Below are 25,914 nucleotides of genomic sequence, written 5' to 3'. Positions count from 1 at the left end.
GACCCCATGCCCCTCTCGCTCGCCGCCGTGATCGCCGCCCCGCCCACCGGGCGTCCCCGGGCCGTGCTCGTCGATTCCCACGACTACGCCCAGGCCGTCCTGCTGCAGGGCAAGCCGGTGCCGTGGGGCGAGCCGATGGCCTACTGCAATTTTTTCGGGCAGGCCCAGGGGCTGCTCGCGAGCGACCTGGCGCTGCTCAGCCTCGACCGGTTCTACGCCTATCGGCTGCAGTCCGACGCGGCCCTGCGCGAGACGATGGCCGCAAAGAGCCGCACCGGTTTCGCGCTGCGCACCCTGCTCGGCGATGCCGAGCTGCTGGCCGACGCGGTGGATTTTGCGACCACCTTCAGCAAGACCCAGCGAGCACCGGTGGTGCTGCAGATTCCCAGCCCCATGCAATGGCTGGCGCGCACGCATGGCTTCAGCGGGGCGACGCATGCCGCGGGTCTCGACGCGGACAACGCCGAGAACGCCTCGATGTACGTCGCGGATTGGCTGCGCGCATTTGCGGTGCTGCCGCTGGCATCCGTTCTGCTCGACGACCGCCCGCTGCCGGGCGACGATGCCACGGTTGCGGTGCCGCTGGAGACCTACTCCCCGGTGCGCAACGTGACAGACCACTACGGCTGGACGCTCGGGTTGCGCGGCAGCGACGGCGTGCGCCTGTCGGTGCCGTCCGGCGGGGAGGAGCGCGCCGGCGTCGTGATTCCGCCCGCCTTCTGGCCGGGTAGCAGCGTCGAGCAGCCGCCGGCGGGCGAATTCCTCCTCGCCGAGATTCCGTCGACTGCGGTACCCGAGCATGTTCTGGCCCGTCTCGCTACACTCGGTTAATATCCCGAGCCGGGTCGACGAGAGGTGGCACCGTGAGAGAAACTTCGGGTGAAAATCGGCGTCGTTCCCAGGTTTCTGCTGGCATTGCGGCACTGGCGGGCCTGGCCCTGCTCCTGACCGCGTGCGCGAACGGATCCACGGCCGGCAACGCTCCCCCAGCGGATGAGACGACCGAGCTGATCGGCCAGGGCACGGTCATCCAGGTGGGCGACGCCGAGCCCGAACTCTGCCTCGGCCCGATTGCCCAGTCGTACCCGCCGCAGTGCAGTGGGCCGACGGTGATCGGGTGGGAGTGGACATCCGTCGACCAGTCGCAGACCGTGTCAAACGTGACCTGGGGCACCTACGCCGTGTTCGGAACCTGGGACGGCACGAGCCTGACCACCACGAGAGACCCGATCCCACTTTCGCTGTACGACGCCATGCCGATCGAAGACCCGCGCAGCGACGGCAGCCAGCCGGGCAGCACCGACGAGGCCGAGCTGACCCGCATCCAGGCGGAGCTGGCGCTGCCCGAATCGACCCCGGCCCTCGGCAGCTATATCGCGCACGGCTATCTCTTTGTCGACGTTCTCTTCGACAACGGCACCGTGCAGTCCCTGCTCGACGAGCAGTACGGCGCGAACGTCGTCGTGCTGCAGCCGCAGTTGCGCCCCGCTTCCTGACCTGAGCCGGCCCTGGCGAAGGGAGGACGATTCGCACACGTGTCATCCAGGGGAGGATGATGTGGCCCGTTTCCACCGTGCAGTCCTCCCTTCGCCACACGATCCCGCGACGGATGCTGCGCTCCGGGCCTCGGGAATGGCACGCGAGCCCGCCGCGTTGTGCCTGACAATGACTTCCGCACAGAACACCCCCACCACACCGACCACCGCCCCGCACCGAACCGCTCTCGTCGTCGGCGCGACCGGCATCAGCGGCTCCGCCGTGACCGATGAACTGCTCAGCGCCGGCTGGACCGTGCTCGCACTCAGCCGCCGCCCGGGCCAGGCCCGCGAGGGCGTGCGCTGGCTGTCGGCCGACCTGCGCTCCGCCGACGACCTCAGGCGCGTGCTGGCGCCCGAACGCCCCACTCACGTCTTCTTCACCGCATGGTCACGCCAGGCGACCGAGCAGGAGAACATCACCGTGAACGGCGGCATGGTGCGCGACCTGCTCGCCGCCCTCACCGTCGCGCCACTCGAACACGTCGCCCTGGTCACCGGACTGAAGCACTACCTCGGCCCGTTCGAGGCCTACGGCCAGGGCAACATGCCCGACACCCCGTTTCGCGAAGAAGAACCGCGCCTGGACGCCCCGAACTTCTACTACGCGCAGGAGGACGCTCTCTTCGCCGCGGCCGCCGCGCAGGGATTCACTTGGTCGGTGCACCGCTCTCACACCATGATCGGTCACGCCGTCGGCAACCTCATGAATATGGGCCTCACGCTCGCCGTCTACGCCTCGATCTGCCGGTCACCGGGCCGCCCGTTCGTGTTTCCCGGCAGTGAGATGCAGTGGAACGGCCTGACCGACGTCACCGACGCCACCATCCTGGCCGAGCAGATGGTCTGGGCCGCCACCCACGATGCGGGCCGCGACGAAGCCTTCAACGTGGTCAACGGCGACATTTTTCGCTGGCGCCGCCTGTGGTCGCAGCTCGCCGCCCAGTTCGGCGTCGAGCCCGTCGGCCCGAGCGCCGTTCCGCAGCCGCTCGAAGACCAGATGCAGGGCATCGACGAGGTTTGGGCCAGCATCGCCGCCGAGCACGGTCTCACCGAAGCGGATGTCTCCCGCCTCGCCTCCTGGTGGCACACCGACGCCGACCTCGGCCGCACGATCGAGGTCGTGACCGATGTGAGCAAGAGCCGGCTGGCCGGCTTCACCAGCTTCCACCGCACCATCGACAGTTTCACGGCGCTGTTCGAGCGCTACGAACGCGAGGGGCTCATCCCTCCGCTGGCGCACTAACAGACGGATGCCCGCGGCCGAGTGACGAATTCGTCACTCGGCCGCGGGCATCCGCTTGTTTCAGGCCAAGCCTGCTGACGCGGCTTATGCGGCTTCGGCGACGAGCTCGGCGTCGAGGGTGATCTCCACGCCGGTCAGGGCCTTGCTGAGCGGGCATCCACCCTTGGCTTCGGTCGCGGCCGCGAGGAACGCGGCGCTGTCGAGGCCGGTCACTTCGCCGCGCACGGTGAGCAGGATTCCGGTGAGCATGAATCCGCCGGCCGGGTCGGCGCCGATCGAGACGTCGGCCTGCACGTCGAGGGCCTCGACGGTGCCGCCGGCTGCGGTCAGCACGGCGGAGAGCTGCATGGCGTAGCACGCGGAGTGCGCGGCGGCAAGCAGTTCTTCGGGGCTCGTGGAGCCGTTGGCCGTCTCGGCGGTGCGCTTCGGGAACGACACGTCGTAGGTCGCGAGCTGCGAGCTGGTCAGTTCAACCTGGCCGGCGCCGGCCTCGAGGCTGCCGTTCCATCCGGTGCGTGCGGTACGTGTAGGCATGGTGTGATTCCTGTTCTGTCGTCGTGCGGGTGAGGGAGGGAGTTAGAGGGCGTCGCGCACGTGGCCGTCGAGCAGGGCGACCTGTTCGCGCAGGGCCTGGAGGTCGGCCAGCCCGACACCGGTGGCGGCGCAGACGAGGTCGGTGATGCCGCGCGCCTCGTAGCGCAGGATGCTTCCGCGTTTGGTCAGCGACACCTGCACGCTGCGCTCGTCGTGCGGCAGGCGGCTGCGGGTGAGCAGGCCGGCCGATTCCATGCGGCGCAAGAGCGGCGAGAGGGTGCCCGAGTCCAGGTGCAGCCGCTCGCCGAGGTGGCTCACGGTGACCGGCTCGGTTTCCCACAGCACGAGCAGAACGAGGTACTGGGGGTAGGTCAGGCCGAGCGGGTCGAGCAGGTCGCGGTAGCGGGCGGTGATGGCGCGGGAGGCGCTGTAGAGCGCAAAGCAGATCTGCTCGTCGAGCACGGGGACCTGCTCGGTGTTGAGGGAAATACTGTTGTCGGCCACACCCCGAAACTAACACATTGTGCACAATACAGTTGTGGGCAATCAGTAGATTGCCAGCCAAGCGGAGCATCTGGTCGCACGAAAACCACACGAAATCGCGCTTCGTGCACGAAAAGCGGATGAAATGGACCCCCAGGCACGCTGCATCCTCTTTTCGTAACGGAGTAGGGTTCGAGGGAGACTAGGACGGGGTGACACGAATGCAGCAGCGCGCGGCACGCCCCCTGGTGGCCCTGCTGGCCCTCGCCGCCCTGCTCCTCGGGGTGTTCGCCCTGCACTGCCAGATGACCGGGCACGAGATGCATGCGGCCACGGCAACATCGACCTCGATGGCGCACCACACCGACGAAGCCGACGCCGTGACCGCGGTATCCATGGCCGCAGTGTCCATGACCGCAGTATCCATGGCCGCACCCGCGGTCATGGTGCTCGCCTCCGGCTCGACAGACGGCATGCTCGACTGCGCACTGCTCGCCCTGACCTGTGTGCTGCTGCTCACCCTCGCGGCCGTCGTGCTTCTCTCCCGGCGTCCGGCGTCCTATCGCCGCCTGCTCGACGCCGGCGGCGCCGCGCTCGGCGTGACCCGGCGCACGGTCGATGCGCCGAGCCACCAACCGAGTCTCACCCAACTCTCCATCAGTCGCGTTTAGACCGTGGCCCTGCCGTACCCACGGCGCTCAGCCACCGATAAACACTCACGACGAATGGATGAACCATGCTCACGACCCGCACCACACTTTTCGCCGCCCTCTCCATGGCGGCCGCCCTCACCCTGACCTCCTGCGCCGGCGGCAGCCCCGCCGCCACCCCCTCAGCCGCCAGTGAGACCTCGACCTTCAACACCGCCGATGTGATCTTCGCGCAGATGATGATCCCGCACCACGAGCAGGCCGTCGAGATGAGCGATGACCTGCTCGCCAAGGACGGCATCGACCAGGACGTCGTCGACCTCGCCGCCGACATCAAGACCGCGCAGCAGCCCGAAATCGACCGGATGCAGGGCTGGCTGACCGAGTGGGACGCCGAGGAAGACAGCATGGCCGGCATGGACCACGGGTCCGACGGCATGATGTCGGCCGAGGACATGACCATGCTGCAGGATGCCTCGGGAACGGATGCGAGCCGTCTCTTTCTGCAGCAGATGACCCTGCACCACGAGGGCGCGGTCGCCATGGCCCAGCTCGAGATCGACGACGGGGAGAACGCGGACGCGGTCAAGATGGCCACCGGCATCGTCACCACCCAGACCGCAGAAATCGCCGTCATGGCCGACCTGCTCGAGACGCTTTAACCCGGCCGCCCCGCTCGAGCGGAATCGGATGTTGATGTGGCCGACCACACCCCTGCGAGGCCAGGAAGGAGCACAACCATGGCGCTGATGACGCGGCGCAACGCCCTGATCCTGGGAGGGATCGGGGTCGCCGGCATGGCAATCGGGGGAACGGTTTTCGCGGCGACACGCCCCGGAGTCGGCTCCGGGAGCGGCGACCCCGGCGGCGGGCAGGATTTTCTCGAGCCCGCCGAGCTGCGCAGCACCAACGGTCGGCTCGCCGCGACCCTCACGCCCGCGCGGCAGCAGGTCACCCTCGCCGGCCGGGACGTGTCAGCGCTGAGCTACAACGGCGGCGTGCCGGGCCCCACACTGCGGGTGCGTGCCGGCGACACGCTCAGCGTCAGCCTGCGCAATGGCCTGACCGACCCGAGCAACCTGCACGTGCACGGCCTGCACGTGTCGCCCGAGAACAATGGGGACAACATGTTCGTCTCGGTCGCGGCCGGTGACACCTTCGACTACGAGTACGTGCTGCCGGCAAATCATCCGCCGGGCGTCTACTGGTACCACCCGCACGCGCACGGGTCTGTCGCAGATCAGGTGTTCGGTGGCCTCTACGGCGCCATCATCGTCGAGGACCCGGTCCCGATCGCCGCCAGCCGGGAACGCGTGCTCGTCATTTCGGACATCACCTTCACCGGGGTCGGCGACATTGCGGCGGCCACCGCGCACGAGATCATGTCCGGACGGGAGGGCGAACTCGTGCTCGTCAACGGGCAGCTCAACCCGACCCTCGCCGCCCGCCCCGGCGAGCGCGAGCGCTGGCGCATCGTCAACGCGTGCGTTTCGCGTTACCTGCGCCTGCGTCTCGACGGGCAGCGGATGTCACTGCTCGCGATCGATTCGGGCCGTTTCGAATCCGCCCAGGAGATGGAGGAAATCGTGCTGGCTCCCGGCAACCGCGCCGACCTGCTCGTGACTGTTTCGGCGGGAACTGCGGTGCTGCGCTCGCTCGCCTTCGACCGCGGAGCATCCGGTGGCATGATGGGTGGCGGCTCAGGGACCCCAGTCGACGTCGATCTGGCCACGCTAACCGTGGCCGGTAAGGCCGGTGAGGCCCTGGAGCAGATCCCCACTCAGCCGGTTCCGCGTGACCTGCGCGCGACGACGGTGTCCGCCCGACGCGAGCTGGTCTTCGCGATGGGGATGGGCGGCGGAATGGGGGGCGGAATGATGAGCGCCACCATCAACGGCCGCGTTTTCGATGCCTCCCGCATCGACACGACCGTGCAGTTCGACAGCGTCGAAGAATGGCTGCTCACGAATACCAGCACCCTCGACCACCCCCTGCACCTGCATGTCTGGCCGATGCAGATCGTCGAAGAAGGCGGCCAGCCGGTGCGCACCGTGAAGTGGCAGGACGTGGTCAATGTGCCGGCGAACGGTTCGGTGCGTGTACGCGTCGCGTTCGAGGACTTCAGCGGCCGCAGTGTGTACCACTGCCACATTCTGGATCATGAGGATTCCGGAATGATGGGAGTGATTGATGCATACCCCCCATGGGTATAAACTCGGGGTCATGACAGCCATGCAGCACGATCCCGACACCGCAGCAAGCGAGCACGCCGCCATGGACCATGCGTCGATGGAGCACGGGGCCATGCACCACGGCGCCATGGACCACGGCGGGCACTCCGGCCACATGGACCACGTCGGCCAGTTCCGCCGCCTGTTCTGGGTGATGCTGGTGCTCGCGGTTCCCGTGGTGGGCTTCAGTACGATGTTCTCCATGCTCGTCGGTTACGACCTTCCGATGTCGGGCTGGCTGACGTGGATCTCCCCGGTGCTCGGCACCGTGATGTACGTCTGGGGCGGGCGCCCGTTCCTGACCGGCGCCGTGTCGGAGCTCCGCAGCCGTAAGCCCGGCATGATGCTGCTCATCGCGCTGGCGATCACGGTGGCGTTCCTCGCCTCTTGGGCTGCGAGCCTCGGCCTCATCGACGCCGAGCTCGATTTCTGGTGGGAACTCGCGCTGCTCATCGTGATCATGCTGCTCGGGCACTGGATTGAAATGCGGTCGCTGGCGCAGACATCCACTGCCCTGGAATCGCTCGCCGCGCTGCTGCCCGACACGGCCGAACGGGTCGAGGGCGACCAGGTGGTCACCGTCTCCCCCACCGAGCTCGCCCTCGGTGACGTGGTCGTGGTGCGCCCCGGCGGGCGGGTTCCCGCCGACGGCCGCATCGTGGAGGGCACCGCCGACGTCGACGAGTCGATGATCACCGGCGAATCCCGCCCGGTCACCCGCGCGCCGGGCGACCAGGTCGTCGCCGGCACCGTTGCGACCGACTCGGCCCTGCGGGTGCGGGTGACCGCGGTCGGCGACGACACCGCCCTCGCCGGCATCCAGCGTCTGGTCACCGAGGCGCAGGGCTCGTCGTCGAAGGCCCAGCGCATCGCCGACACCGCCGCCGGCTGGCTGTTCTGGTTCGCCCTCGGCGCCGCCGCGATCACGGCCGTCGCCTGGACCCTGCTGGGACAGCCGCAGGACGCCGTCATCCGCACCATCACGGTTCTGGTCATCGCCTGCCCGCACGCCCTGGGCCTGGCGATCCCGCTGGTCGTGTCGATCGCCACCGAACGTGCGGCCAAGGGCGGGGTGCTGATCAAGGACCGACTCGCCCTCGAGAGCATGCGCACCGTCGACGCCGTGCTGTTCGACAAGACCGGAACCCTGACGAAGGGCGAGCCGACCGTGTCGCACGTGTCGGCCGTCGACGGCGTTGACGAAGCCGACCTGCTCGCCTGGGCCGCGTCCGCGGAGGCCGACAGCGAGCATCCGCTGGCCCGGGCCATCGTGGCCGCCGCCGTGGGTCGCGGCCTGACCGCGCCGCGGGCAACCGACTTCAGCACCGCGGCCGGGGTCGGCGTCAGGGCCACCGTCGCGGGGGCGACACTCAGCGTCGGCGGGCCAAGCCTGCTGACGGCCCATGACGCTTCGCCGCTCGCCGTCACCGAGACGTGGACGAGCCAGGGCGCGATCATCCTGCACGTGCTGCGTGACGGCGCAGTCGTCGGGGCGATCGGCCTCGCCGACGAGGTGCGGGAGGAGTCCCGGCAGGCCGTGACCGCGCTCACGGCCCGCGGCATCCAGGTCGTGATGATCACCGGCGACGCCGAGGCCGTGGCGCAGTCCGTGGCCGCCGAGCTCGGCATCGACCGGGTCTTCGCCGGTGTGCACCCCGAAGACAAGGCACAGAAGGTCGCCGAGCTGCAACGCGAAGGGCGTCGGGTCGCGATGGTCGGCGACGGCGTCAATGACGCTCCGGCGCTCGCCCAAGCGGATGTCGGCATCGCCATCGGCGCCGGAACCGACGTCGCGATCGCCTCGGCCGGCGTCATCCTCGCGAGCGATGACCCGCGATCGGTGCTGTCCGTGATCGAGCTGTCACGGGCAAGCTACCGCAAGATGAAGCAGAACCTGTGGTGGGCCGCCGGCTACAACCTGTTGTCGGTGCCGCTCGCCGCCGGCGTGCTGGCGCCGATCGGTTTCGTGCTGCCGATGGAGATCGGGGCGCTCCTGATGTCGGTGTCCACGATCGTCGTGGCCGTCAACGCCCAGCTGCTGCGCCGCCTCGATCTGCGGCCCGGGGCCAGCGACTGAGCCCATCCGTGCCCAGAGAAGGGCCATCGCTCAACCGCCGGCCCCTAGAAGCCGCGTCCGCCCGTGACAGGCACGACCGCACCGGAGACGTATGACGCTTCGGCTGAGGCCAGAAACACGTACGCTGCGGCGAGCTCGGCGGGCTGGCCAGCCCGCCCCAGCGGGGTATTTTGACCGAAAGTGGGCAGCTTGTCGGGCCACGACGTCGCCGGAATCAGTGGCGTCCAGATCGGCCCAGGCGCCACCGCATTGACGCGCACCCCCACCGGGCCCATCTGCTGCGCGAGGGCCTGGGTGAAAGCCACGAGCGCCGCCTTGGTCATCGCATAGTCGATCAGGGCCGGAGACGGACTCGATGCTTGAATGGACGACGTGGAGATGATCGACGATCCCGGTGTGAGATGGGGAATGGCGGTGCGCGCGATCCACAGGGTTGCATACAGGTTCGTCTTGAAGACCCGGTCGAACTCCTCTGTCGGCAGATTCTCGAGTCCGTCGCGATTCTCCTGATACGCCGCGTTCAGAACCAGAATGTCCAGACCGCCGAGCGCTTCGACCGTCTCATTCACAAGTGAGATGCAGTGCTCCTCGTCGCGGATATCTCCCGGCAGCAGCAGCGCGGTTCGGCCGCTCTCCCGGATTACGGTGGCAGTGTCCTCGGCATCCGCTTGCTCGTCGGGGAGGTAGGAGATGGCGACGTCGGCGCCTTCCCTCGCGTAGGCGATGGCGACGGCTCGACCAATTCCGGAGTCACCGCCGGTGATCAGGGCACGTTTGCCGACAAGCTTGCCGCTGCCCACGTAGGAGGCTTCGCCGTGGTCTGGGCGCGGCTGGGTCAGTGAGGTGAGGCCGGGCTGCTCTTGTTCTTGCCGGGGAAAGCCGCCCGAGAAGTACTTGGTCGTGGGATCGTCAGCGTTGCGGGTGTTGTCTGTCATTTCGCTCCTTGGGGTCCATCAACGGGGATTTCCGGCGCACACACCAGCCCGAACGGGCTACCAGTGAGACGTCGCGGGTCGCGATATCGTCACGAACTTCCTCGACGCTTCACGACATCGCCGATCACCAGGTAGCGGGATCCGACGAAAAATCTCCCGGTGAGGCGCCGTAGCGCGACGCCGGCACCCCGTTTCGGTGGCCGCGACGGTAACGGGTGTAGCGGCTACCCATTCCGGGCGCGCTCATCTCAAGAACCCCGTTGATCCAAAGAGTGGGCACTTCGTCCATCCAGGCACAACAAAGCCCCCCGCTTCCCAGTAAAAAAACCAGGATGCAGGGGGCTGATTGGTGGCGGTACCGGTGGGATTTGAACCCACGGTGGAGTCTCCCCCACACGACTTTTCGAGAGTCGCACCTTCGGCCGCTCGGACACGGTACCGCCGTCGATCCTAGTAGAATCCGAGGCTCGACGCGAATCCGGGCACGGAAACCCGCCTCGACCGCGACCGCTGCCCGGCGAATCGAGGTACATTCGTCGAATGACTCACCCGACCCGAGGCATCCGTTCGCTGACCCTGCCCGCCGCTGCCACGCTCGCCACGACCGTGGGCCTCGGCATCGCCGCCCTCAATTACCGCAGCTTTCGCCGCCACCTGGCCGAGCAGGCGGCCATTCTCAACGACACCCTGCCGGTGAATTCCCAGTGGTGGCGCGACCACTCCAAGGTCAAGGGCGAACTGCTCTACGTTGCCATCGGCGACAGCGCCGCCCAGGGCATCGGCGCGAGCGTGCCGAACCGCGGCTACGTCGGCCTGCTCGCCGACCACATGCGCCTGGTGACCGGTCGCACTGTGCGCGTGATCAACCTGAGCGTGTCGGGTGCCACCGTCGAACTCGCGGTGCGCGACCAGCTGCCGCGCTTCGAGAAGCTCACCCCCGACGTCGTCACGGTCGCGATCGGCGCCAATGACATCGCCCAGTGGGATGCCGCGGTGTTCGCCGCCGGTATCCGTCGCCTCTTCAAGGCGCTTCCCGAGCACTCGCTCGTGGCCGACCTGCCGTGTTTTCACCTGCCCCACAACGAACGCAAGGTCGCGATCGCCAACCGGCTGCTGCGGCAGCGCGCCGCCGTGCACGACCTGTCGGTGGTTCCCCTGCACGCCATCACCAAGCGGCAGGGCCTGCGCAGCGTCGCCACCCAGTTCGCCAACGACATGTTCCACCCGAATGACCGCGGCTACCGGGTCTGGGCCGAGGCCTTTTTGCCTTCCCTCACAGCCGACCTCGCGCAGCGGTTTCCCCCGATCGACCGGTCTGCTTCTTCGACTGTCGGAGGTCGCGGCTAGGCTCGCAGCATGGCGAAACCCTCAGCTTCCTTCCGGTGCACCGAGTGTGGCTGGTCCACCCTGAAATGGGCCGGCCGCTGCGGCGAGTGCCAGCAATGGGGCACCGTTCAGGCCAGCGACGAGAAAACCGGCATCATTCGCACCGTCGCCGCCAGTCACCTGCGCGACGGCAGCATCGCCCGTCCGATCACCGATGCGGCGACGGATGCCGCGGCCCACTGGCCCACCGGCGTCGCCGAATTCGACCGCGTGCTCGGGGGCGGCATCGTGCCCGGCTCGGTCATTCTGCTCAGCGGCGAGCCGGGTGTCGGCAAGTCGACCCTGCTGCTCGAGGTCGCCTCCAAAGCCGCTGTTGCCAAGAGCCGGGTGCTCTACGTCAGCGCCGAAGAATCGGTCAGCCAGATTCGCCTGCGGGCGGAACGCACCGGCGCCCTGGAGCCGCTGCTGTTCATCGCCGCCGAGACCGACCTCGGCACCATCCTCGGCCAGATCGACGCCATCAAACCCGACCTGCTCATTGTGGACTCGGTGCAGACCGTCTCGAGCGCACTCTCCGAGGGGGCCCCGGGTGGGCCCAGCCAGGTGCGCGAGGTGGCCTCGACCCTCATCCGCCTCGCCAAAGACCGCAACCTGCCCGTGATGCTCGTCGGCCACGTCACCAAAGACGGGTCGATCGCGGGCCCCCGGGTGCTCGAACACCTCGTCGATGTCGTCTGCCAGTTCGAGGGCGATCGGCAGACCGCACTGCGCTTCGTGCGCGCGCTCAAAAACCGTTACGGCTCAACGGATGAAGTGGGCTGCTTCGAGATGACCGGTGACGGCATCGCCGAGGTACCCGATCCGAGTGGGCTGTTCCTCAGCCGCGGCGCCAAGTCCGTACCGGGCACCTGCGTCACGATCGCCATGGAGGGCCGGCGCGCGATGCCCGTCGAAGTGCAGGCGCTCGTCGCTGCCACGAACGCGCCCAACCCGCGCCGGGTCACCAACGGCGTCGACTCGAGCCGGGTCGCCATGATCATCGCCGTGCTCGAGGTGCGCGCCGGCATCAAGGTGTCCGACTGCGACGTGTATGTGTCGACGGTCGGCGGCATCCGCCTGACCGAGCCGGCGGCCGACCTGGCGATCGCCCTGGCCATCGCCTCCGCGGCCAAAGACGCCATCATCGGGCACGACGTCGTGGCGTTCGGGGAGATCAGCCTCGCGGGCGAGGTGCGGCCGGCATCCGCTGCCCGGCAACGCGCCAGCGAGGCCCAACGCCTCGGCTTCACGACCACCTATGACGCATCGATCGTCTCGATCGACGTCGCGACCGACCTGTCGCTGCTCGGCGGGGAGTTGTCGCGGCGCCGCCGCATCTAGTCGCCGCACACCCGGCACGAGAAGCGGATGCGCTGACAGATACCCAGCGTTTGATCCGGCATTCAGCCGCTGAGACTCGAATCATCCGCTTTTCGTCACGACTCGTCGGGCGCGATCTCGTCGAGCGGGCCGAGGGCTTTCAGCAGGTCCGCGGGCGCGGCCTGCATGACGTTCGGGCCGGCGATGTCGAAAAACACCATTTCGACCGTGCTCGCGTGCACGGTCAGAAACTCGCGCAGCCACTGCCCGTCGCAGACCATGACCCGCAGGTCGGGGTCGTCGGGCAGCATCAGCGCGTAGTTCGCGGCGGACGAGAACAGCAGCAGCATGCGCTTGTCGCTGCCCTCGCGGCCAAAGACGCGCACCTGTTCACCCTGGCCGTCGATGACGAGCTGCGGCACGATGATGTAGTCGTTGCGCAGCGCGTAGGCGACGGCCACGACGTCCTGGGCGGCGAGCGCCGCGGCGAGGGCTTCGGAATGGGTGGGTGGGGTGGGGGGCACGTCGGTCACCCTCCTATTCAATCAGGAGGCGCTCCCGGCGCGGAATCTGGCCCGCAGTTAGAAGAGCAGAATCTGCTTGGCCGAAGCCGACGTGATGCCGTCCACGGTCACGCTGAGGTTGTAGGAGGCGCCGCCGGCCGGGGCGCCGTCGCGGGTGACGGCGTCGCAGGTGTCGACCGCGCTGCGGGTGCGGTCCCAGGCGATCGGCGTCGAGGAGCTGACCACGATGCCGGGCTTGAGAGTGACCTGGCTATCCGAGGACTCGCTCTGGCAGTCGGTGGAGGTCCAGTAGGTTTCCGCGCCGCTGGTGATGGTGAACACCTGTGCCGCGGTGCCGGCGTTGATCAGGCAGGCATTCGTGCCCGTGTTGGTCAGGCTGAGCGAGAGCTGCGGCTGCTGCCCGGCCTCGTAACGTACGGCGTCCGTCACGGCTTCAACCTGCACCTGGCCGGGATCGCAGGGCGCGCCGTCGACGGCGGATGGCTCGGGGACCGGGGTCGCCGCGGCATCCGTCGCCGTATCGGTTGCGGCCGCGGAGCCCGCAGCCGGGGAGCCCGAGTTGGACTCCCCGCTGCTGGCCCCGGGCCGAACCACGAGAAAGAAGATGATGACGAGAACGGCAAGCAGGCCGATCCCAACCACGAGACGCCGGCGCCGGTACACCTTGCTGGACTGGCGGCCGACCGGATGCTTGATCGTCGACATGCCCCAAGGTTATTCACGTTCCGCGCCGGCGCCGGTAATGGCGTGCGTGTCGGCTAGATTTGTGCGATTCCTCCCCGACGGCGGTGCATCATCAGCACCGCACCGAGCAGCAACAGCAGCGCTCCGGCGAAGAGCCCGGGCGTCGCGTCGATGCCCATCGACGGCAGGCTCGCCGTCGACGATGCCGCGGCAGCGACCTGGATCTCGGTCCAGCCGATCACCGCTCCGGTCGCATCCTGCACGATGATGCGGTGCGTGCCGGCTGCCGTGTTCGCCGGGATCGTGACGGTCACGAATCCCTGCGCGCTGACCTGCAGCCAGCTTCCGAGGTTCACCGGCACTGAGCGCATCCAGACCGACACGAACTGGCCGGCATATTCGACGCCGACGTCGATGGTGATGGTCTCACCGGCGGTGTCGATGCCCTCGGCGGTGTCGATCACGTCTTCCAGGGACGGAACCAGCACGCTTGCTGCGGCCGAGACCGGGGCGATCGTCGGCAGCACGGTGGCGCTCGGCTTCGGCACGACCGGGGTCGTGCCATCCGTCGGCGTCGGCGTCGGGGTCGGCGCGATCACGGTCGTGTCGACCGTGATCGGGACGCGCACGACGGTGCCGGTCGCGGCCGAGGTCAGCAGAATCACGCTGTTCTCGGTCGCGTCGGCGGGAACGGTGACGCTGACCGGGAACACGCCCGAGGCGTCGACGGATGCCGAACCCGGGTTGGTGCTGCTGCCCACCCACTCCACGCTGAACTCGGTGTTGGCCGGAGCCCCGAGCGAGGAGAGGTCCACATCGGCGACCGTGAAGTTGACCGTGTCGCCGGGGGCGACGGCGATGGTCGGCGCTCCAGTGACCGACGCCTGGTTGACGGCGAATGACGGCGAGAGCGGGCTCTCGGCCTTGATGTAGTCGATCCAGGCATCCCGGTCAACGAGTCCCGAGTCGACCGTGGCGGTGCCGTTCTTGAACTCGTGGAAGTTGTCGCCTCCCGTGAGCAGAAAGTTGAACGACCCGATGCGGTAGGGCTGCTCTGCGTCAACGGCGACTCCGTCGACCCAGATTCCCGTGATGCGGTCACCCTCGGCGCGGCTGGCGTCGAACGTGTAGTTCACGTTGTCCGACAGCCCGAGCTGCAGGTACGGGCGGCTCGGCACCACGTTGAGAGCCGTGCGCTGCCACTGCTGTTCCAGGACGGTCTTGAACTGCGCACCCGTCAGGGTCGTCGTCCACAGGTTGTTCAGGAACGGCAGCACCGCGTTGGCGTCGGCGTAGGTGATCACGCCGTCGTCGCCGACGGTGAGGTCGGTGCGCATGCCACCGGGGTTGACGATGCCGATCTCGGCACCACCACGGAGGTCGCTGGAGAGCGACTCGCGCAGCGAGTTCGCCACCAGGGTGCCCATCGCCGACGGGGCCGAACGGTCTTCGGAGCAGGTCGCGATGCCGGCCACGAGGCACGCCCGGCTGATATCTGCGGTGAGCGAACCCACGGGAACATCACCCAGGATTGCCGCCTGTTCGAGCGCGGCCTTGACGATGCCGTCGACAATCTCGACCCGCGGGTACGCGGCGATCAGCGACACGTTGAGGGCCGCATCGGCGGCCTTCTGCGCGGCCGCAACCTCAGCGGAGGTTCCGGTCACAGTGTGGGTTCCGACGAGACGCTTGACGTTCTTGTTCACCACGGTCGTCGTATCGCCCGACTCGGGATCGTAGCTGAGCACGACCTGTCCGACGTTTTCACCGTAGCTGCCGGTCTGCAGCACGGGGCGGGTCACGCCATCGGCGGCCCCCGGAACCTGCGCGTCCCACGCGTACTGCTTGTGCGTGTGACCGGTGAAGATGGCGCTCACGTCGGCGGACGTGTCGTTGACGATGCGCTCGAAGGCGCTGTCCGTCAGGGCGAGTTCCTGGGCGAGCGTCGCATTCTCGACCGTTCCGGCACCGGCACCCTCGTGGTATTCGGCCACGATGACATCCGCTTCACCGTTCGCGGGGTTGCCGTCGGTCAGCGTCGCGGCCACGCGGTTGACGGCCTCGACGGGATCGCCGAAGCTCAGCGAGGCGATGCCGTTCGGCGAGACAAGCGCCGGTGTCTCCTGGGTGACGGCGCCGATGACGGCAACCTGCACCCCGTCGACGTCGAAGATCGCGTATTCGTCCATGGCGGGGGTGGTGGTTCCCTGGAGGTAGACGTTCGCGCCCAGGTGGGAGAAGTCCGCCGCGTCGGTGACGCGCCCGGTCAGGTCATCGAAGCCCTGATCGAATTCGTGGTTACCCACGGCGGAGGTCTTCAGGCCCAGCGCGTTGAGGGCATCGATGGTCGGAACGTCAAGCTGCGACGACGAGGCGAACAACGAGGCGCCGATATTGTCCCCCGAGGAGAGGAACAGCGTGGCGTCGTCACCGTACTCGGCGCGCAGCGAATCGATGGTTCCCGCGAAGCGCACCGTGTTGTCATCGATACGGCCGTGGAAATCGTTGATGTTGAGCAGGTTGATGTCGGTGCGGTTGGACAGGTTCAGACCGAGCACGACCGGGTCGTGGTCCGAGGAGCGGAACGCGTCGGGCGTGTAGAAGTCGGTCAGGTTGTTGTTGTACCGGCTGTACTCCAGCGCGACGGACTCGACCGAGTTGATGTTCCAGACGTCGACATCGTTGACCGCGGCATCCGCTTCGGGCGAGGCGAAGACGTGGTCGAGCGAACCGACCGTACCCCCGAACGCGTAGGTGTATTCGCCGGTTGTGGCGCCCTGGTTGATGTAGCCGGCCGTGAGCAGCACCTGCAACGGGTCTTCGAGGTCGTAGGCGTTGAAGTCGCCCATCAGGAAGACCCGGTCGATGCCCGTGTCGGTCTTCAGTTCAGCGGCGAAGGCGACGAGCGCCTCGGCCTGTTCGACGCGGGTGGCGTTCGATTTGCCCTGCCCGTCGCCCTGGTCGTCGTCGACGCCCGAGCCGGAGCCCTTGGACTTGAAGTGGTTCGCGATGGCGAGAAAGCTGCTGCTGTCGTCGCCGACCTGCTGGAACGCCTGGGCGAGCGGCTCGCGGGCGCGGCCGTTGAAGGCCTCGGACTCGGCCAGGATGACCGAATCCCCGACCAGTTCAACCGTGGCGGGCTTGAAGATGAACGCGGTGCGAATCACGTCTTCACTGGTCGGAAGCGCGTCGGGGGTACCGGCGAAGTCCCAGACGGCGCTGCCGGCATCGGCGTTGAGCGCGGTGACGAGGTTCTGCAGTGCGTCGTCGCGGTCCTTGCCGAAGGCGGCCGAGTTCTCGATCTCTTCGAGCGAGACGACATCGGCATCGAGGGCGTTGATCGCGGCGACGATCTTGGCCTGCTGGCGCTCGAAGTTCTCGGCGTCGGCGGCGCCGCGGGCGTCGCAGCCTCCGCTGACGGTGGTCGGGTCGCCGGCACGGTCGCTGTAGTAGTTGCAGCCGTTCAGCGAGTCGCCGGTGGTCGAGAAGTAGTTGAGAACGTTGAAGCTGGCCAGGCGGATGTCGCCGCCCACGTCCTCGGGGGCATCCGTGCGGTCGTTCTCGAACGTGACCGGCTGAACCGTGTCAGCGTTGCCCGCGACGAGCGCGGTGGTCGGCTGGAACTTCCACACCTCGAAGCGGTAGTCGAAGATGACGGGCTTCGTGAAGGTCACGGCCGCTCCGATGCGCACCGGTTCGGTCGTGGAGAGGTACGGCACCGCGGTGTTCTCAGCGTCAGAGTAGAGGTAGTCGGTACTGGCACCATCGTCGAGCGTCACCGCGCGGGCCGCGTTGGCGGCGATCGCGGCCGTGTAGCCGTCGGATCCGGGAACGTTGGTGACCGTGGGGTTCACGAGCGGCGTCGTGCCGGCGGCGAGACCGATCTCGGCGTACCGGTTGGTGGTGTAGTTGTTCGTGACGGTGAAGTCACCCTGCGGCGCGAGGAGCATGCCCTCGAGCGACTCGCGGGCGGCTTCCGTTTCGGGCAGAGTCACCGTGGCGGCGATCGGGTCGACGATTCCGTTGTCGTCGAGCTGCTCGACATCGGAGGCGGAGGCGACCGAGATCTCGGTGAGGTTGTAGTACTCGCTGACTTTACCGACGACCGAGACATAGTCGCCGATGGCGACGGATGCGGTGGCTGCCGTTCCGTAGACGAAGATTCCGTCGGAAGCGGTGTGGGTCTCCAGGTCGATCGGTCCGCCGGTGTCCGGGGACTGGATGTAGAAGCCGTTGAAGCCGCCACCCGGGTAGGCGGCCGTGACAACACCGACGGTCTTGACCGCCTGGCCGGCGAACGGGCTGATGTCGGTCGTTCCCTGGATCGCGTCGATCGGGGTGACGTCGGTCGGGGCGGGCGTCTCGGTCGGCTCGGCGGTCGGCGTCGACGTCGGCGTTGCGCTGGGCGTGCTCGTGGAGGTCGGCGTCGGGGTGCCGGTCGGCTCCGGCGTGCTGCCTGACGTCGAGTTCGTCGGCGTGATGGTGGCCGAGAGGGTGAAGTCGGCCGAGTTGTCATCGCTGTCGACGAAGTCGGTGCGGTTGAAGGATCGCACGTCTCCGGTGCCGCTGGGCGAGGACGCCGCAACGGTTTCGAAGGTGTTTGAGGAGCCGTAGCCGAGCAAGTCGATGATCAGGGGGTTGTCGATCTGGCTGCCGACGGCCGGCTCGGTGAGCGGGTCGGTCTGGTCAGCGAAGAAGATCGTTCCGTTGGTACCGCCCCAACCTGCATTGCTGTCAACGTCCGGGGCAGGCAAGGCGGGACTGGTGGACGTGGCCACATTCGATCCGCCGCCGACGAGGAAGTAACCGTTTGCGGGGATTGACCCGGTGAGCTCGACCACTCCGGTCGGGTTCACTTTTCCCGTCGGAGAACGATACTGAATGGATGTTCCGTCGAGGGTGATCGCGGCATCCGTCGGGTTGTAGAGCTCGACGAACTTGTTCTTGTAGGCGGACCCGGCGCTGCCACCGCTGAGGTAGGCCTCGTTGATGATCACCCCGGTGCCATCGGTGTTGGCCGACGCCGGCAGTGCGACCAGCGGGGCGACCACCAGGCTCACCCCGAGAAGGCTTGCGGAAATGAGCGTGGAAACGCTCCTGGGCGGTCGTGACATTGGTTCCCCCTGTGAGAGTGGCTCTAATGGTGCAACTCTCTGAGACTAAGTAGCCCAGGTGTCCATTGGGTTACGGAGGAAAAGTTTGCTCACATGAGCACAGATAAACAGCCTCAGTACAGGGCTTTCACCATGCGGGTATTGCCCAGGGTGTTGGGCTTCACCCGGGCCAGGTCGAGAAACTCGGCGACGCCCTCATCGTGGGAGCGGACGAGTTCGGCATAAACCTCCGGATCGACGGTCTCGGTGCCCATGTCGCGAAACCCGTTGCGGCTGAAGAAGGGCACCTCGAAGGTGAGGCAGAACAGTCGGGTGAGGCCGAGTTCGCGGGCATCCGTTTCGAGGCGACGCAGCAGCACGTGACCGACGCCCTTGCCGAGCCAGTCTTCGGTCACGGCCAGGGTGCGCACCTCGCCGAGGTCCTCCCAGATCACGTGCAGGGCGCCGACGCCGATCAGTTTTCCGTCGGGGTCTTCGGCGACGCGGAATTCCTGCACCGCCTCGTAGAACACGACGCGGTCCTTGCCGAGCAGGATGCGTTGCTGCACGAGGGGTTCGACGAGGGCCTGGATGCCGGGAACGTCGCCGGTGCGCGCACGTCGCACGGTGTAGCCCCGATCGGCCAGCCCCTGCTCGCTGGCACCCTGCTCGGTCTCGGAAACGCTCGATTTCGTCATTTGCCCAGTTTAGACATCCGCTTCGGTGGGTAATCACGGGCGCAAAAAACGGGCCCGGCAAGATCTGCCGGGCCCGTTCTCGGTGTTTCTGGTGCTTAGTCGCTCGTGATCGCGAGGTCGGGCGTGCCCGCGCCCGTGCCGATGCTCGCGCCGGCGTTGACGCCGACCGAGACGGCGTCGGCGCGCTGGGTCGTGGTGAACACGAACTCCGCATTGACGAAGTCGACGTGAACGTGGTCGCCCGCGTTGAGCTCGCCGTGCAGGATGTTCTCCGACAGGCGGTCCTCGATCTCGTGCTGCACCGCGCGGCGCAGGGGGCGGGCACCGAGGGCGGGGTCGAACCCGACCTCGATGAGGCGCTCCTTGGCCGCGAGGGTCAGCTCGATGGTCATGTCGCGGTCGAGCAGGCGGTCGCCGAGTCGCTTGATGAACAGGTCGACGATCTGCAGCAGCTCGGGCTTCGTCAGCTGCGGGAAGACGATGATCTCGTCAACGCGGTTGAGGAACTCGGGCTTGAAGTGCTTCTTCAGCTCGTCTTTCACCTTGCCGGCCATGCGGTCGTACCCGGTCGAGGTGTCGCCCTCGATCTGGAACCCGACCGGTCCGCCGGAGATGTCCTTGGTACCGAGGTTGGTCGTCATGATGATCACGGTGTTCTTGAAGTCGACAACACGACCCTGGCCGTCCGTCAACCGGCCCTCTTCCAGAATCTGCAGGAGGGAGTTGAAGATGTCCGGGTGGGCCTTCTCGATCTCGTCGAACAGCACCACGGAGAACGGCTTGCGGCGTACCTTCTCGGTGAGCTGGCCGCCCTCTTCGAAGCCGACGAATCCGGGGGGAGCACCGAACAGGCGCGAGACGGTGTGCTTCTCGCCGTACTCGCTCATGTCGAGGGCGATCAGTGCGGCTTCGTCGTCGAACAGGAACTCGGCGAGCGCCTTGGCGAGCTCGGTCTTGCCGACGCCGGTCGGGCCGGCGAAGACGAAGGAACCGCTCGGACGCTTCGGGTCCTTCAGGCCGGCACGGGTGCGACGGATGGTCTTGGCGAGCGCCGAGATGGCCTCTTCCTGACCGATGACGCGCTGGTGCAGTGCCTTCTCCATGAAGACGAGGCGCGAGGACTCTTCTTCGGTGAGTTTGAAGACCGGGATGCCGGTCGCCTGGGCGAGCACTTCGGCGATCAGGCCCTCGTCGACGACCGCGGTCGTCTTGACGTCGCCGGACTTCCACTTCTTCTCGAGGCGCAGACGCTCGCCGAGGAGGTTCTTCTCCTCGTCGCGCAGGCCCGCGGCCTTCTCGAAGTCTTGCTCCTCGATGGCGGTCTCCTTGGCGGCACGCACCACGGAGATCTTGTCGTCGAATTCGCGCAGCTCGGGCGGGCTCGACAGGATCGACAGGCGCAGGCGGGCGCCGGCCTCGTCGATCAGGTCGATGGCCTTGTCGGGCAGGAAGCGGTCGGACACGTAGCGGTCGGCGAGGTTCGCCGCGGCGACGAGGGCGCCATCCGTGATGGACACCTTGTGGTGCGCTTCGTACCGGTCGCGCAGGCCCTTGAGGATGTTGATGGTGTGCGGCAGCGACGGCTCGTTCACCTGGATGGGCTGGAAGCGGCGCTCGAGGGCGGCATCCTTCTCGAAGTGCTTGCGGTACTCGTCGAGGGTGGTCGCACCGATCGTCTGCAGCTCACCACGGGCGAGCAGCGGCTTCAGAATGGATGCGGCGTCGATGGCGCCCTCGGCGGCTCCGGCACCCACGAGGGTGTGGATCTCGTCGATGAAGACGATGATGTCGCCGCGGGTACGGATCTCCTTGGTGACCTTTTTCAGGCGCTCTTCGAAGTCACCGCGGTAGCGGCTGCCAGCGATGAGCGAACCGAGGTCGAGCGAGTACAGCTGCTTGTCCTTCAGCGTCTCGGGGACATCACCCTTGACGATGGCCTGGGCGAGGCCCTCGACAACGGCCGTCTTTCCGACTCCGGGCTCACCGATCAGCACGGGATTGTTTTTGGTACGTCGAGACAGGATCTGCATGACCCGCTCGATTTCCTTCTCCCGGCCAATGACCGGGTCGAGCTTGTTGTCCCGGGCGGACTGCGTGAGGTTGCGGCCGAACTGGTCGAGAATCTGGCTTCCGGCGGCGCCGGCAACCTGCTCGTTCGCTCCGACCTGCACCTGCTCCTTGCCCTGGTAACCCGAGAGCAGCTGGATGACCTGCTGGCGCACCCGGTTGAGGTCGGCGCCGAGCTTCACGAGAACCTGGGCGGCAACGCCCTCGCCCTCGCGGATCAGGCCGAGCAGGATGTGCTCGGTGCCGATGTAGTTGTGGCCGAGCTGCAGCGCTTCGCGCAGGCTGAGCTCGAGGACCTTCTTCGCGCGCGGCGTGAAGGGAATGTGGCCGGTCGGCTGCTGCTGACCCTGGCCGATGATGTCTTGCACCTGTTCGCGCACGGCATCGAGGGAGATGCCGAGGCTCTCCAGAGCCTTGGCGGCGACGCCTTCACCCTCGTGGATCAGGCCGAGCAGAATGTGCTCGGTCCCGATGTAGTTGTGGTTGAGCATCTTGGCCTCTTCCTGGGCCAAAACGACGACACGACGAGCTCGGTCGGTAAATCTCTCAAACATGTGATCGCTCCTCTGGCGCCAGGGCAGTTATATGGTGCCGATACATCGAGAGTAACGATCCTTCGGCACGAGATGGTCGTTGTTCGCCGTGGGCGTGACGGATGCTGCGCCCGGGTACCCCCGTCGGGGCACGCGGGCTTGTGCGACATATCGATAAGCAATATGTTAACCATATCGATAAGCATTATGGCTCTACAGACATTACGACGATGAGGGGATCACATGTCCACCACCTACGCTCGGCTGAAGCGCCTGGATGCCCGGCTCGAACGCCCCATCCTCTGGACCTTCCTCGGCGCGGCCATCCTGGTCGCCGTGATCAACCTCACTCTCGGCCTGGTCCACCTGATCACCGGGTTGACCTCCGACCGCATTCCCCTCAGCCTGCTGATCGACGCTCCGCTGCCAGCCGAAGCGGATGCCGGCACCGCGCAGCTGGTCGAGGGAACGTTCTCGAGCGCATCCGTTCTGATCTCCGGCCTGAGCTCCCTGCCCATCTTCCTGTGGGCCCTCAGCAACGTGGTCGCGATGGTGACGACTGCCCTGATCTGCGCCGCCGTGGCACACCTGTGCTGGAAGCTGCTGCGGCGCCGCGCGTTTGACCAGTCGGTCTCGTGGATGGCCACGTCGGTGGGCGCGGTGCTGGTGCTCGGGTCGACGCTGGGCGGGGCGTTGGGCGGGTTCGGCCTGATGGTCGCCAGCACGGAACTCGACACGGTCTCCCCCGGCGGGTTTTGGCCCCTGGGGTTTCAGGTCGATCCGACACCGGTGTTGGTGGGCTTCGTGATTCTGCTGGTGGCGATGGTCTTCGAGGTCGGAAACCGCCTGCAGCGCGACACCGAGGGGCTCGTATAGTGCCCGAAGCAGGCAGCACGGTTCACTGCCGCCTCGACGAGCTGCTCGCCGAACGCGGGCTGACCCTGACCCGACTCAGCGAGCTGGTCGGGGTGAGTGTCGTGAACCTGTCGGTACTCAAGAACGACCGAGCCCGGGCCATCCGCTTTTCGACGCTCGAAGCCATTTGCACGGCGCTCGACTGTGAGGTCGGGGACCTACTGACGACCGGGGCTACTGCACGGCCGACGTGAGCCGGGCGAGGTTGTCGAGGATCGTGGAGCGCAGCGGCTGCTTCATCCACTCCTCGAGGGTGAGCTCTCGGCTGTTGGCCCGGTTCTCGTCTTCCATGGCGCGCAGGCGCTCGACGAAGGTGTGGCCGCGCACCATCAGCGAGACCTCCATGTTGAGGCTGAAGGAGCGCTGGTCCATGTTGCTCGAGCCGACCACGGCGACCTCGTCGTCGATCGTGAAGTGCTTGGCGTGCAGAATGTATGGCGCCTTGTACATGTAGATGTGCACCCCGGCGCGCAGCAGCTCCTCGTAGTATGAGCGCTGCGCGTGGTAAACCACGGCCTGGTCGCCGATCTCGGAGACGAAGAGCTCCACGTGCAGACCGCGCTGGGTCGCCGTGGTGATCGCGTACATCATCGACTCGTCCGGCACGAAATACGGGCTCGTGATGATGATGCGCTCCTGCGCGTAGTACAGCAGCGCGAGGAACAGGCGCAGGTTGTTCTCGCCCTTGAATCCGGGCCCACTCGGCACGACCTGGCAGTCCAGGCCGTCGGTCAGCGGCCGCGGATGCACAGGCTCGATGTCGCGGATCAGCATGTCGTTGGTCTCGCTGTACCAGTCGGTGATGAAGATCGCGTTGAGACCCGAGACGATCGGGCCCTCGAGGCGGGTCATGAAGTCTTTCCACTGCAGCCCCAGGCGGATGTTGCGGCGCATGTTGTAGGAGCGGTCGATGATGTTCTGCGAGCCCATGAACCCCACGAGCCCGTCGACGACGAGCAGTTTGCGGTGGTTGCGCAGGTCCGGGCGCTGCCACTTGCCCTTGAACGGCTGCACCGGCAGCATGAGTTCCCACTTCACGCCGGAGGCGGTCAGCCGCGCTTTGGTCTCCTTGTATCCGGGCTTGCGCATCGACTGGATGTGGTCCATCAGCACCCGCACACTGACCCCGCGCTTCACCGCGTTCTCGAGGGCGTCGAAGAACGGCTTGGTGGTCGGGTCGAGGGAGAGGATATAGAACTCGACGTGCACGTAGCGTTCGGCGCGGTCGATGTCGGCGATCATGGCGTCGAAGCTGCCCTGGTAGTCGCCGAGCAGGGTCGCGGTGTTATCGCCGACAAGCGGCATCGCGCCGAGGTTGCGGTTGAGCTCGACCACCGATTCCAGCCAGCCCGGCCACACTTCTTCGTGGCGTACCAACTCGACGCCCTCGGTGCTCTCCAGAATAAACCGGTTGATGAGTTGCTGCTGGGCCAGCCGCTTCTTGGGCAGCGTGCGGTAGCCGATCAGCATAAAGAGAAAGACACCCAGGTACGGGATGAAGAAGATCGTCAGCAGCCAGGCCATGCCCGACATCGGTCGGCGATTGCGCGGCACGACGATGACGGCGATGACACGAACGATGAAGTCGACGACAAAGGCGGCTAGAACGAGGAAGGTCGAACCGTCAAGGGCCGGCATGCGGAATTATGTGGCGGGTGTGTCGAGGCCGGGAGCGTCCAGGCCGAGGCGCGCGCGCTCTTCGGCTTCGATCTTGGCGTACACCTTGCGCTCGGTGCGGTCGGCCCGAATGATCGAGCGCAGCACGTACCAGAACGTCAGCCCCAGCAGAATCGTGGGAATGACCGACCATGCCGCGTTCGCCCAAAAGTTCTCAACCATGGTTCCAGAATACGGGGTTGCGCTGGGAGTTGACACCCGCACCGCAGGGAGGAAGCGACACCCGCTTCTCGTCAAAATGCCCTCCCTGCGCCGACGCTCGAGCAAATCGTCCTCCGCTTGCCACACGGCTGCGGCAACGGATGCGCTCACGCGGCCACTAGGGGCCGCCCGCTCGCCAGAATGGTGCGGATGACCGCCAGGCACAGCGGCATCTCCTCCAGCACCTGGCGCGACCGAAAGCGGTGGTACCGATAGCCAAGCAGGGTGAGTTCGGCATCGCGGCGGCTGTCCTCATCTCTGGATTGCTCGTCGTCGTGCCACCGGGCCCCGTCGAGTTCGATGACGAGCCAGCCGTCGATGAGTACGTCGACGCGGCCGACCCCGGAGATCACCACCTGGATCCGCACATTCCAGCCCTCGGCTTCGGCGGCCAGGCGCAGCAGGGTTTCCAGCCCCGATTGAGCGCGGCCGTCCACGCGTCCCAGCAGCCGGCGCAGACGCCGCGGCACCGCAGCGATCACCCGTTCAAGTTCGGCCGGTGTCACCAACCCCTTATTGAGCGCGCTGTCCATCGACGCGACCACGTCGCAACCCTCCCCGAGAGCGGCGAATTGCAGCAGCGAGTCGGGCACCGACATCCGCCAGCGAACGTCTGTGTCGCGCGGGAAGCGTTCATTCACCCAGATCCGGTGCTCGTTTGCACCGGTGGCCGGAGCGTGACCCGAGTGGAGTGCTGTTCCGATCCACAAGCCGGTGGGGCGAGTGACCCAGACGCCGTGATTCGCCAGAGAGGATTCTGCCGCGAGCCGGCCATGCAGGGCCACGGCCCGCAGGGCATCATGGTCGACGCCGCGGTGGGCAAGCCAGGAGCGTCCAAGTGGCCACAACTCCTGGGCTGCCATTGCCCGACGCAGGTCACGGTCGGTATAGCCGAGAGTTCGCAATTGCGAGCGGGTGGCCAAATTACCGAATCGGGCCAGATCCTGAGCGAGTGAACGATTCATGGGTCGAGCATCGCTGAAGCAGGCCGGTTTCGTGGCGGCACCCGAGCGTTTTGTGTATAAGCCGCCCGCGGGCGGGGCTGTGGAGGAACGGCGCCCGTCGCCAAGGGAGGACAGAACGCGCAAAAACAGTCAAATCATCCTCCCCCAGCCGACGCGGGAGCGAAACGTCCTCCCTGCGCCA

The 25,914-nt window shown here is 66.9% G+C and carries 22 protein-coding genes and 1 tRNA gene; 11 read left to right on the top strand and 12 right to left on the bottom strand.

What is annotated here, in order from left to right:
- Nucleotides 1-6: 6 nt before the first annotated feature.
- The 3 genes from D6T64_RS19470 to D6T64_RS19460 all read left to right on the top strand — a co-directional run bounded on the left by D6T64_RS19470 (nt 7) and on the right by D6T64_RS19460 (nt 2,781).
- Entirely contained in the window at nt 7-831 is an 825-nt protein-coding gene (locus D6T64_RS19470) for a hypothetical protein (RefSeq protein WP_119976344.1), read from the top strand.
- A 32-nt stretch (nt 832-863) separates the two neighbouring features.
- Complete coding sequence (locus D6T64_RS19465) at nt 864-1,496, top strand: hypothetical protein (RefSeq protein WP_119976343.1); 633 nt, start codon at nt 864-866, stop codon at nt 1,494-1,496.
- Between the two features lie 169 nt (nt 1,497-1,665).
- Nucleotides 1,666-2,781, top strand: coding sequence for an SDR family oxidoreductase (locus D6T64_RS19460; RefSeq protein WP_119976342.1), 1,116 nt, complete (start codon nt 1,666-1,668; stop codon nt 2,779-2,781).
- 84 nt (nt 2,782-2,865) lie between these two features.
- Here D6T64_RS19460 and D6T64_RS19455 read toward each other — a convergent pair whose 3' ends face one another.
- Entirely contained in the window at nt 2,866-3,315 is a 450-nt protein-coding gene (locus D6T64_RS19455) for an OsmC family peroxiredoxin (protein WP_119976341.1), read from the bottom strand.
- A gap of 42 nt (nt 3,316-3,357) precedes the next feature.
- Complete coding sequence (locus D6T64_RS19450; protein ID WP_199719235.1) at nt 3,358-3,819, bottom strand: MarR family winged helix-turn-helix transcriptional regulator; 462 nt, start codon at nt 3,817-3,819, stop codon at nt 3,358-3,360.
- Nucleotides 3,820-4,010: 191 nt separating this feature from the next.
- Between D6T64_RS19450 and D6T64_RS19445 the strand changes: the two genes are divergently transcribed.
- From D6T64_RS19445 to D6T64_RS19430, 4 genes are all read left to right on the top strand, one after another.
- A complete protein-coding gene (locus D6T64_RS19445) occupies nt 4,011-4,469 on the top strand; it encodes a hypothetical protein (protein WP_147364622.1) in 459 nt (152 codons plus the stop codon).
- 65 nt (nt 4,470-4,534) lie between these two features.
- A complete protein-coding gene (locus D6T64_RS19440) occupies nt 4,535-5,110 on the top strand; it encodes a DUF305 domain-containing protein (protein WP_119976339.1) in 576 nt (191 codons plus the stop codon).
- A gap of 78 nt (nt 5,111-5,188) precedes the next feature.
- Nucleotides 5,189-6,661, top strand: a complete 1,473-nt coding sequence (locus tag D6T64_RS19435) for a multicopper oxidase family protein (RefSeq protein WP_119976338.1) — start codon at nt 5,189-5,191, stop codon at nt 6,659-6,661.
- Between the two features lie 19 nt (nt 6,662-6,680).
- On the top strand, nt 6,681-8,756 hold the full coding sequence (locus D6T64_RS19430) for a heavy metal translocating P-type ATPase (protein ID WP_199719243.1): 2,076 nt from the start codon (nt 6,681-6,683) through the stop codon (nt 8,754-8,756).
- 44 nt (nt 8,757-8,800) lie between these two features.
- Here the strand turns inward: D6T64_RS19430 and D6T64_RS19425 are convergent, their stop codons facing one another.
- Together D6T64_RS19425 and D6T64_RS19420 are read right to left on the bottom strand one after the other, a co-directional pair.
- Nucleotides 8,801-9,691, bottom strand: a complete 891-nt coding sequence (locus tag D6T64_RS19425) for an SDR family oxidoreductase (RefSeq protein ID WP_119976336.1) — start codon at nt 9,689-9,691, stop codon at nt 8,801-8,803.
- A gap of 350 nt (nt 9,692-10,041) precedes the next feature.
- Nucleotides 10,042-10,131, bottom strand: a tRNA-Ser gene (locus D6T64_RS19420).
- A gap of 100 nt (nt 10,132-10,231) precedes the next feature.
- Between D6T64_RS19420 and D6T64_RS19415 the strand changes: the two genes are divergently transcribed.
- Both D6T64_RS19415 and radA read left to right on the top strand, forming a co-directional pair.
- A complete protein-coding gene (locus D6T64_RS19415; RefSeq protein WP_119976335.1) occupies nt 10,232-11,038 on the top strand; it encodes an SGNH/GDSL hydrolase family protein in 807 nt (268 codons plus the stop codon).
- A gap of 9 nt (nt 11,039-11,047) precedes the next feature.
- The gene (gene radA / locus D6T64_RS19410; protein ID WP_119976334.1) at nt 11,048-12,397 is read left to right on the top strand and encodes a DNA repair protein RadA; all 1,350 of its coding nucleotides are present in this window, start codon (nt 11,048-11,050) and stop codon (nt 12,395-12,397) included.
- 95 nt (nt 12,398-12,492) lie between these two features.
- Here radA and D6T64_RS19405 read toward each other — a convergent pair whose 3' ends face one another.
- The 5 genes from D6T64_RS19405 to D6T64_RS19385 all read right to left on the bottom strand — a co-directional run bounded on the left by D6T64_RS19405 (nt 12,493) and on the right by D6T64_RS19385 (nt 21,996).
- Nucleotides 12,493-12,909, bottom strand: coding sequence for a dehydrogenase (locus D6T64_RS19405; protein WP_119976333.1), 417 nt, complete (start codon nt 12,907-12,909; stop codon nt 12,493-12,495).
- Nucleotides 12,910-12,957: 48 nt separating this feature from the next.
- Nucleotides 12,958-13,605, bottom strand: a complete 648-nt coding sequence (locus D6T64_RS19400) for a hypothetical protein (protein ID WP_119976332.1) — start codon at nt 13,603-13,605, stop codon at nt 12,958-12,960.
- A 53-nt stretch (nt 13,606-13,658) separates the two neighbouring features.
- On the bottom strand, nt 13,659-18,644 hold the full coding sequence (locus D6T64_RS19395) for an ExeM/NucH family extracellular endonuclease (RefSeq protein WP_233551434.1): 4,986 nt from the start codon (nt 18,642-18,644) through the stop codon (nt 13,659-13,661).
- 167 nt (nt 18,645-18,811) lie between these two features.
- On the bottom strand, nt 18,812-19,375 hold the full coding sequence (locus tag D6T64_RS19390; RefSeq protein WP_119976330.1) for an amino-acid N-acetyltransferase: 564 nt from the start codon (nt 19,373-19,375) through the stop codon (nt 18,812-18,814).
- Nucleotides 19,376-19,470: 95 nt separating this feature from the next.
- Nucleotides 19,471-21,996: an ATP-dependent Clp protease ATP-binding subunit gene (locus tag D6T64_RS19385; protein ID WP_119976329.1), complete on the bottom strand. Its 2,526-nt coding sequence runs from the start codon at nt 21,994-21,996 to the stop codon at nt 19,471-19,473.
- Nucleotides 21,997-22,218: 222 nt separating this feature from the next.
- Here D6T64_RS19385 and D6T64_RS19380 point away from each other — a divergent pair, with 222 nt between their 5' ends.
- Nucleotides 22,219-22,851: a hypothetical protein gene (locus tag D6T64_RS19380; RefSeq protein ID WP_119976328.1), complete on the top strand. Its 633-nt coding sequence runs from the start codon at nt 22,219-22,221 to the stop codon at nt 22,849-22,851.
- A complete protein-coding gene (locus tag D6T64_RS19375) occupies nt 22,851-23,084 on the top strand; it encodes a helix-turn-helix domain-containing protein (protein WP_377010969.1) in 234 nt (77 codons plus the stop codon). The genes D6T64_RS19380 and D6T64_RS19375 overlap by 1 nt, the downstream gene beginning before the upstream one ends.
- On the opposite strand, the gene cls is transcribed toward D6T64_RS19375, so the two are convergent.
- The 3 genes from cls to D6T64_RS19360 form a co-directional block, all read right to left on the bottom strand.
- Complete coding sequence (gene cls / locus D6T64_RS19370; protein WP_119976327.1) at nt 23,065-24,528, bottom strand: cardiolipin synthase; 1,464 nt, start codon at nt 24,526-24,528, stop codon at nt 23,065-23,067. The genes D6T64_RS19375 and cls overlap by 20 nt on opposite strands.
- A 6-nt stretch (nt 24,529-24,534) precedes the next feature.
- A complete protein-coding gene (locus D6T64_RS19365) occupies nt 24,535-24,729 on the bottom strand; it encodes a hypothetical protein (RefSeq protein WP_119976326.1) in 195 nt (64 codons plus the stop codon).
- Between the two features lie 146 nt (nt 24,730-24,875).
- Nucleotides 24,876-25,733, bottom strand: a complete 858-nt coding sequence (locus tag D6T64_RS19360; RefSeq protein WP_119976325.1) for an endonuclease domain-containing protein — start codon at nt 25,731-25,733, stop codon at nt 24,876-24,878.
- Nucleotides 25,734-25,914: the final 181 nt, after the last annotated feature.

Source organism: Cryobacterium melibiosiphilum, from assembly GCF_003602235.1.
Taxonomy (GTDB): domain Bacteria; phylum Actinomycetota; class Actinomycetes; order Actinomycetales; family Microbacteriaceae; genus Cryobacterium; species Cryobacterium melibiosiphilum.
The sequence above is the reverse complement of the archived record's forward strand: the minus strand, read 5'-3'. Positions and strand labels throughout refer to the sequence as shown.

Coding starts and splice junctions, on each gene's coding strand:
- D6T64_RS19425 (WP_119976336.1), bottom strand. CDS start 9,691: ATGACAGACAACACCCGCAACGCTGACGATCCCACGACCAAGTACTTC.
- D6T64_RS19470 (WP_119976344.1), top strand. CDS start 7: ATGCCCCTCTCGCTCGCCGCCGTGATCGCCGCCCCGCCCACCGGGCGT.
- D6T64_RS19385 (WP_119976329.1), bottom strand. CDS start 21,996: ATGTTTGAGAGATTTACCGACCGAGCTCGTCGTGTCGTCGTTTTGGCC.
- D6T64_RS19360 (WP_119976325.1), bottom strand. CDS start 25,733: ATGAATCGTTCACTCGCTCAGGATCTGGCCCGATTCGGTAATTTGGCC.
- D6T64_RS19415 (WP_119976335.1), top strand. CDS start 10,232: ATGACTCACCCGACCCGAGGCATCCGTTCGCTGACCCTGCCCGCCGCT.
- D6T64_RS19380 (WP_119976328.1), top strand. CDS start 22,219: ATGTCCACCACCTACGCTCGGCTGAAGCGCCTGGATGCCCGGCTCGAA.
- D6T64_RS19400 (WP_119976332.1), bottom strand. CDS start 13,605: ATGTCGACGATCAAGCATCCGGTCGGCCGCCAGTCCAGCAAGGTGTAC.
- D6T64_RS19460 (WP_119976342.1), top strand. CDS start 1,666: ATGACTTCCGCACAGAACACCCCCACCACACCGACCACCGCCCCGCAC.
- D6T64_RS19435 (WP_119976338.1), top strand. CDS start 5,189: ATGGCGCTGATGACGCGGCGCAACGCCCTGATCCTGGGAGGGATCGGG.
- D6T64_RS19430 (WP_199719243.1), top strand. CDS start 6,681: ATGCAGCACGATCCCGACACCGCAGCAAGCGAGCACGCCGCCATGGAC.
- cls (WP_119976327.1), bottom strand. CDS start 24,528: ATGCCGGCCCTTGACGGTTCGACCTTCCTCGTTCTAGCCGCCTTTGTC.
- D6T64_RS19455 (WP_119976341.1), bottom strand. CDS start 3,315: ATGCCTACACGTACCGCACGCACCGGATGGAACGGCAGCCTCGAGGCC.
- D6T64_RS19440 (WP_119976339.1), top strand. CDS start 4,535: ATGCTCACGACCCGCACCACACTTTTCGCCGCCCTCTCCATGGCGGCC.
- D6T64_RS19390 (WP_119976330.1), bottom strand. CDS start 19,375: ATGACGAAATCGAGCGTTTCCGAGACCGAGCAGGGTGCCAGCGAGCAG.
- D6T64_RS19365 (WP_119976326.1), bottom strand. CDS start 24,729: ATGGTTGAGAACTTTTGGGCGAACGCGGCATGGTCGGTCATTCCCACG.
- radA (WP_119976334.1), top strand. CDS start 11,048: ATGGCGAAACCCTCAGCTTCCTTCCGGTGCACCGAGTGTGGCTGGTCC.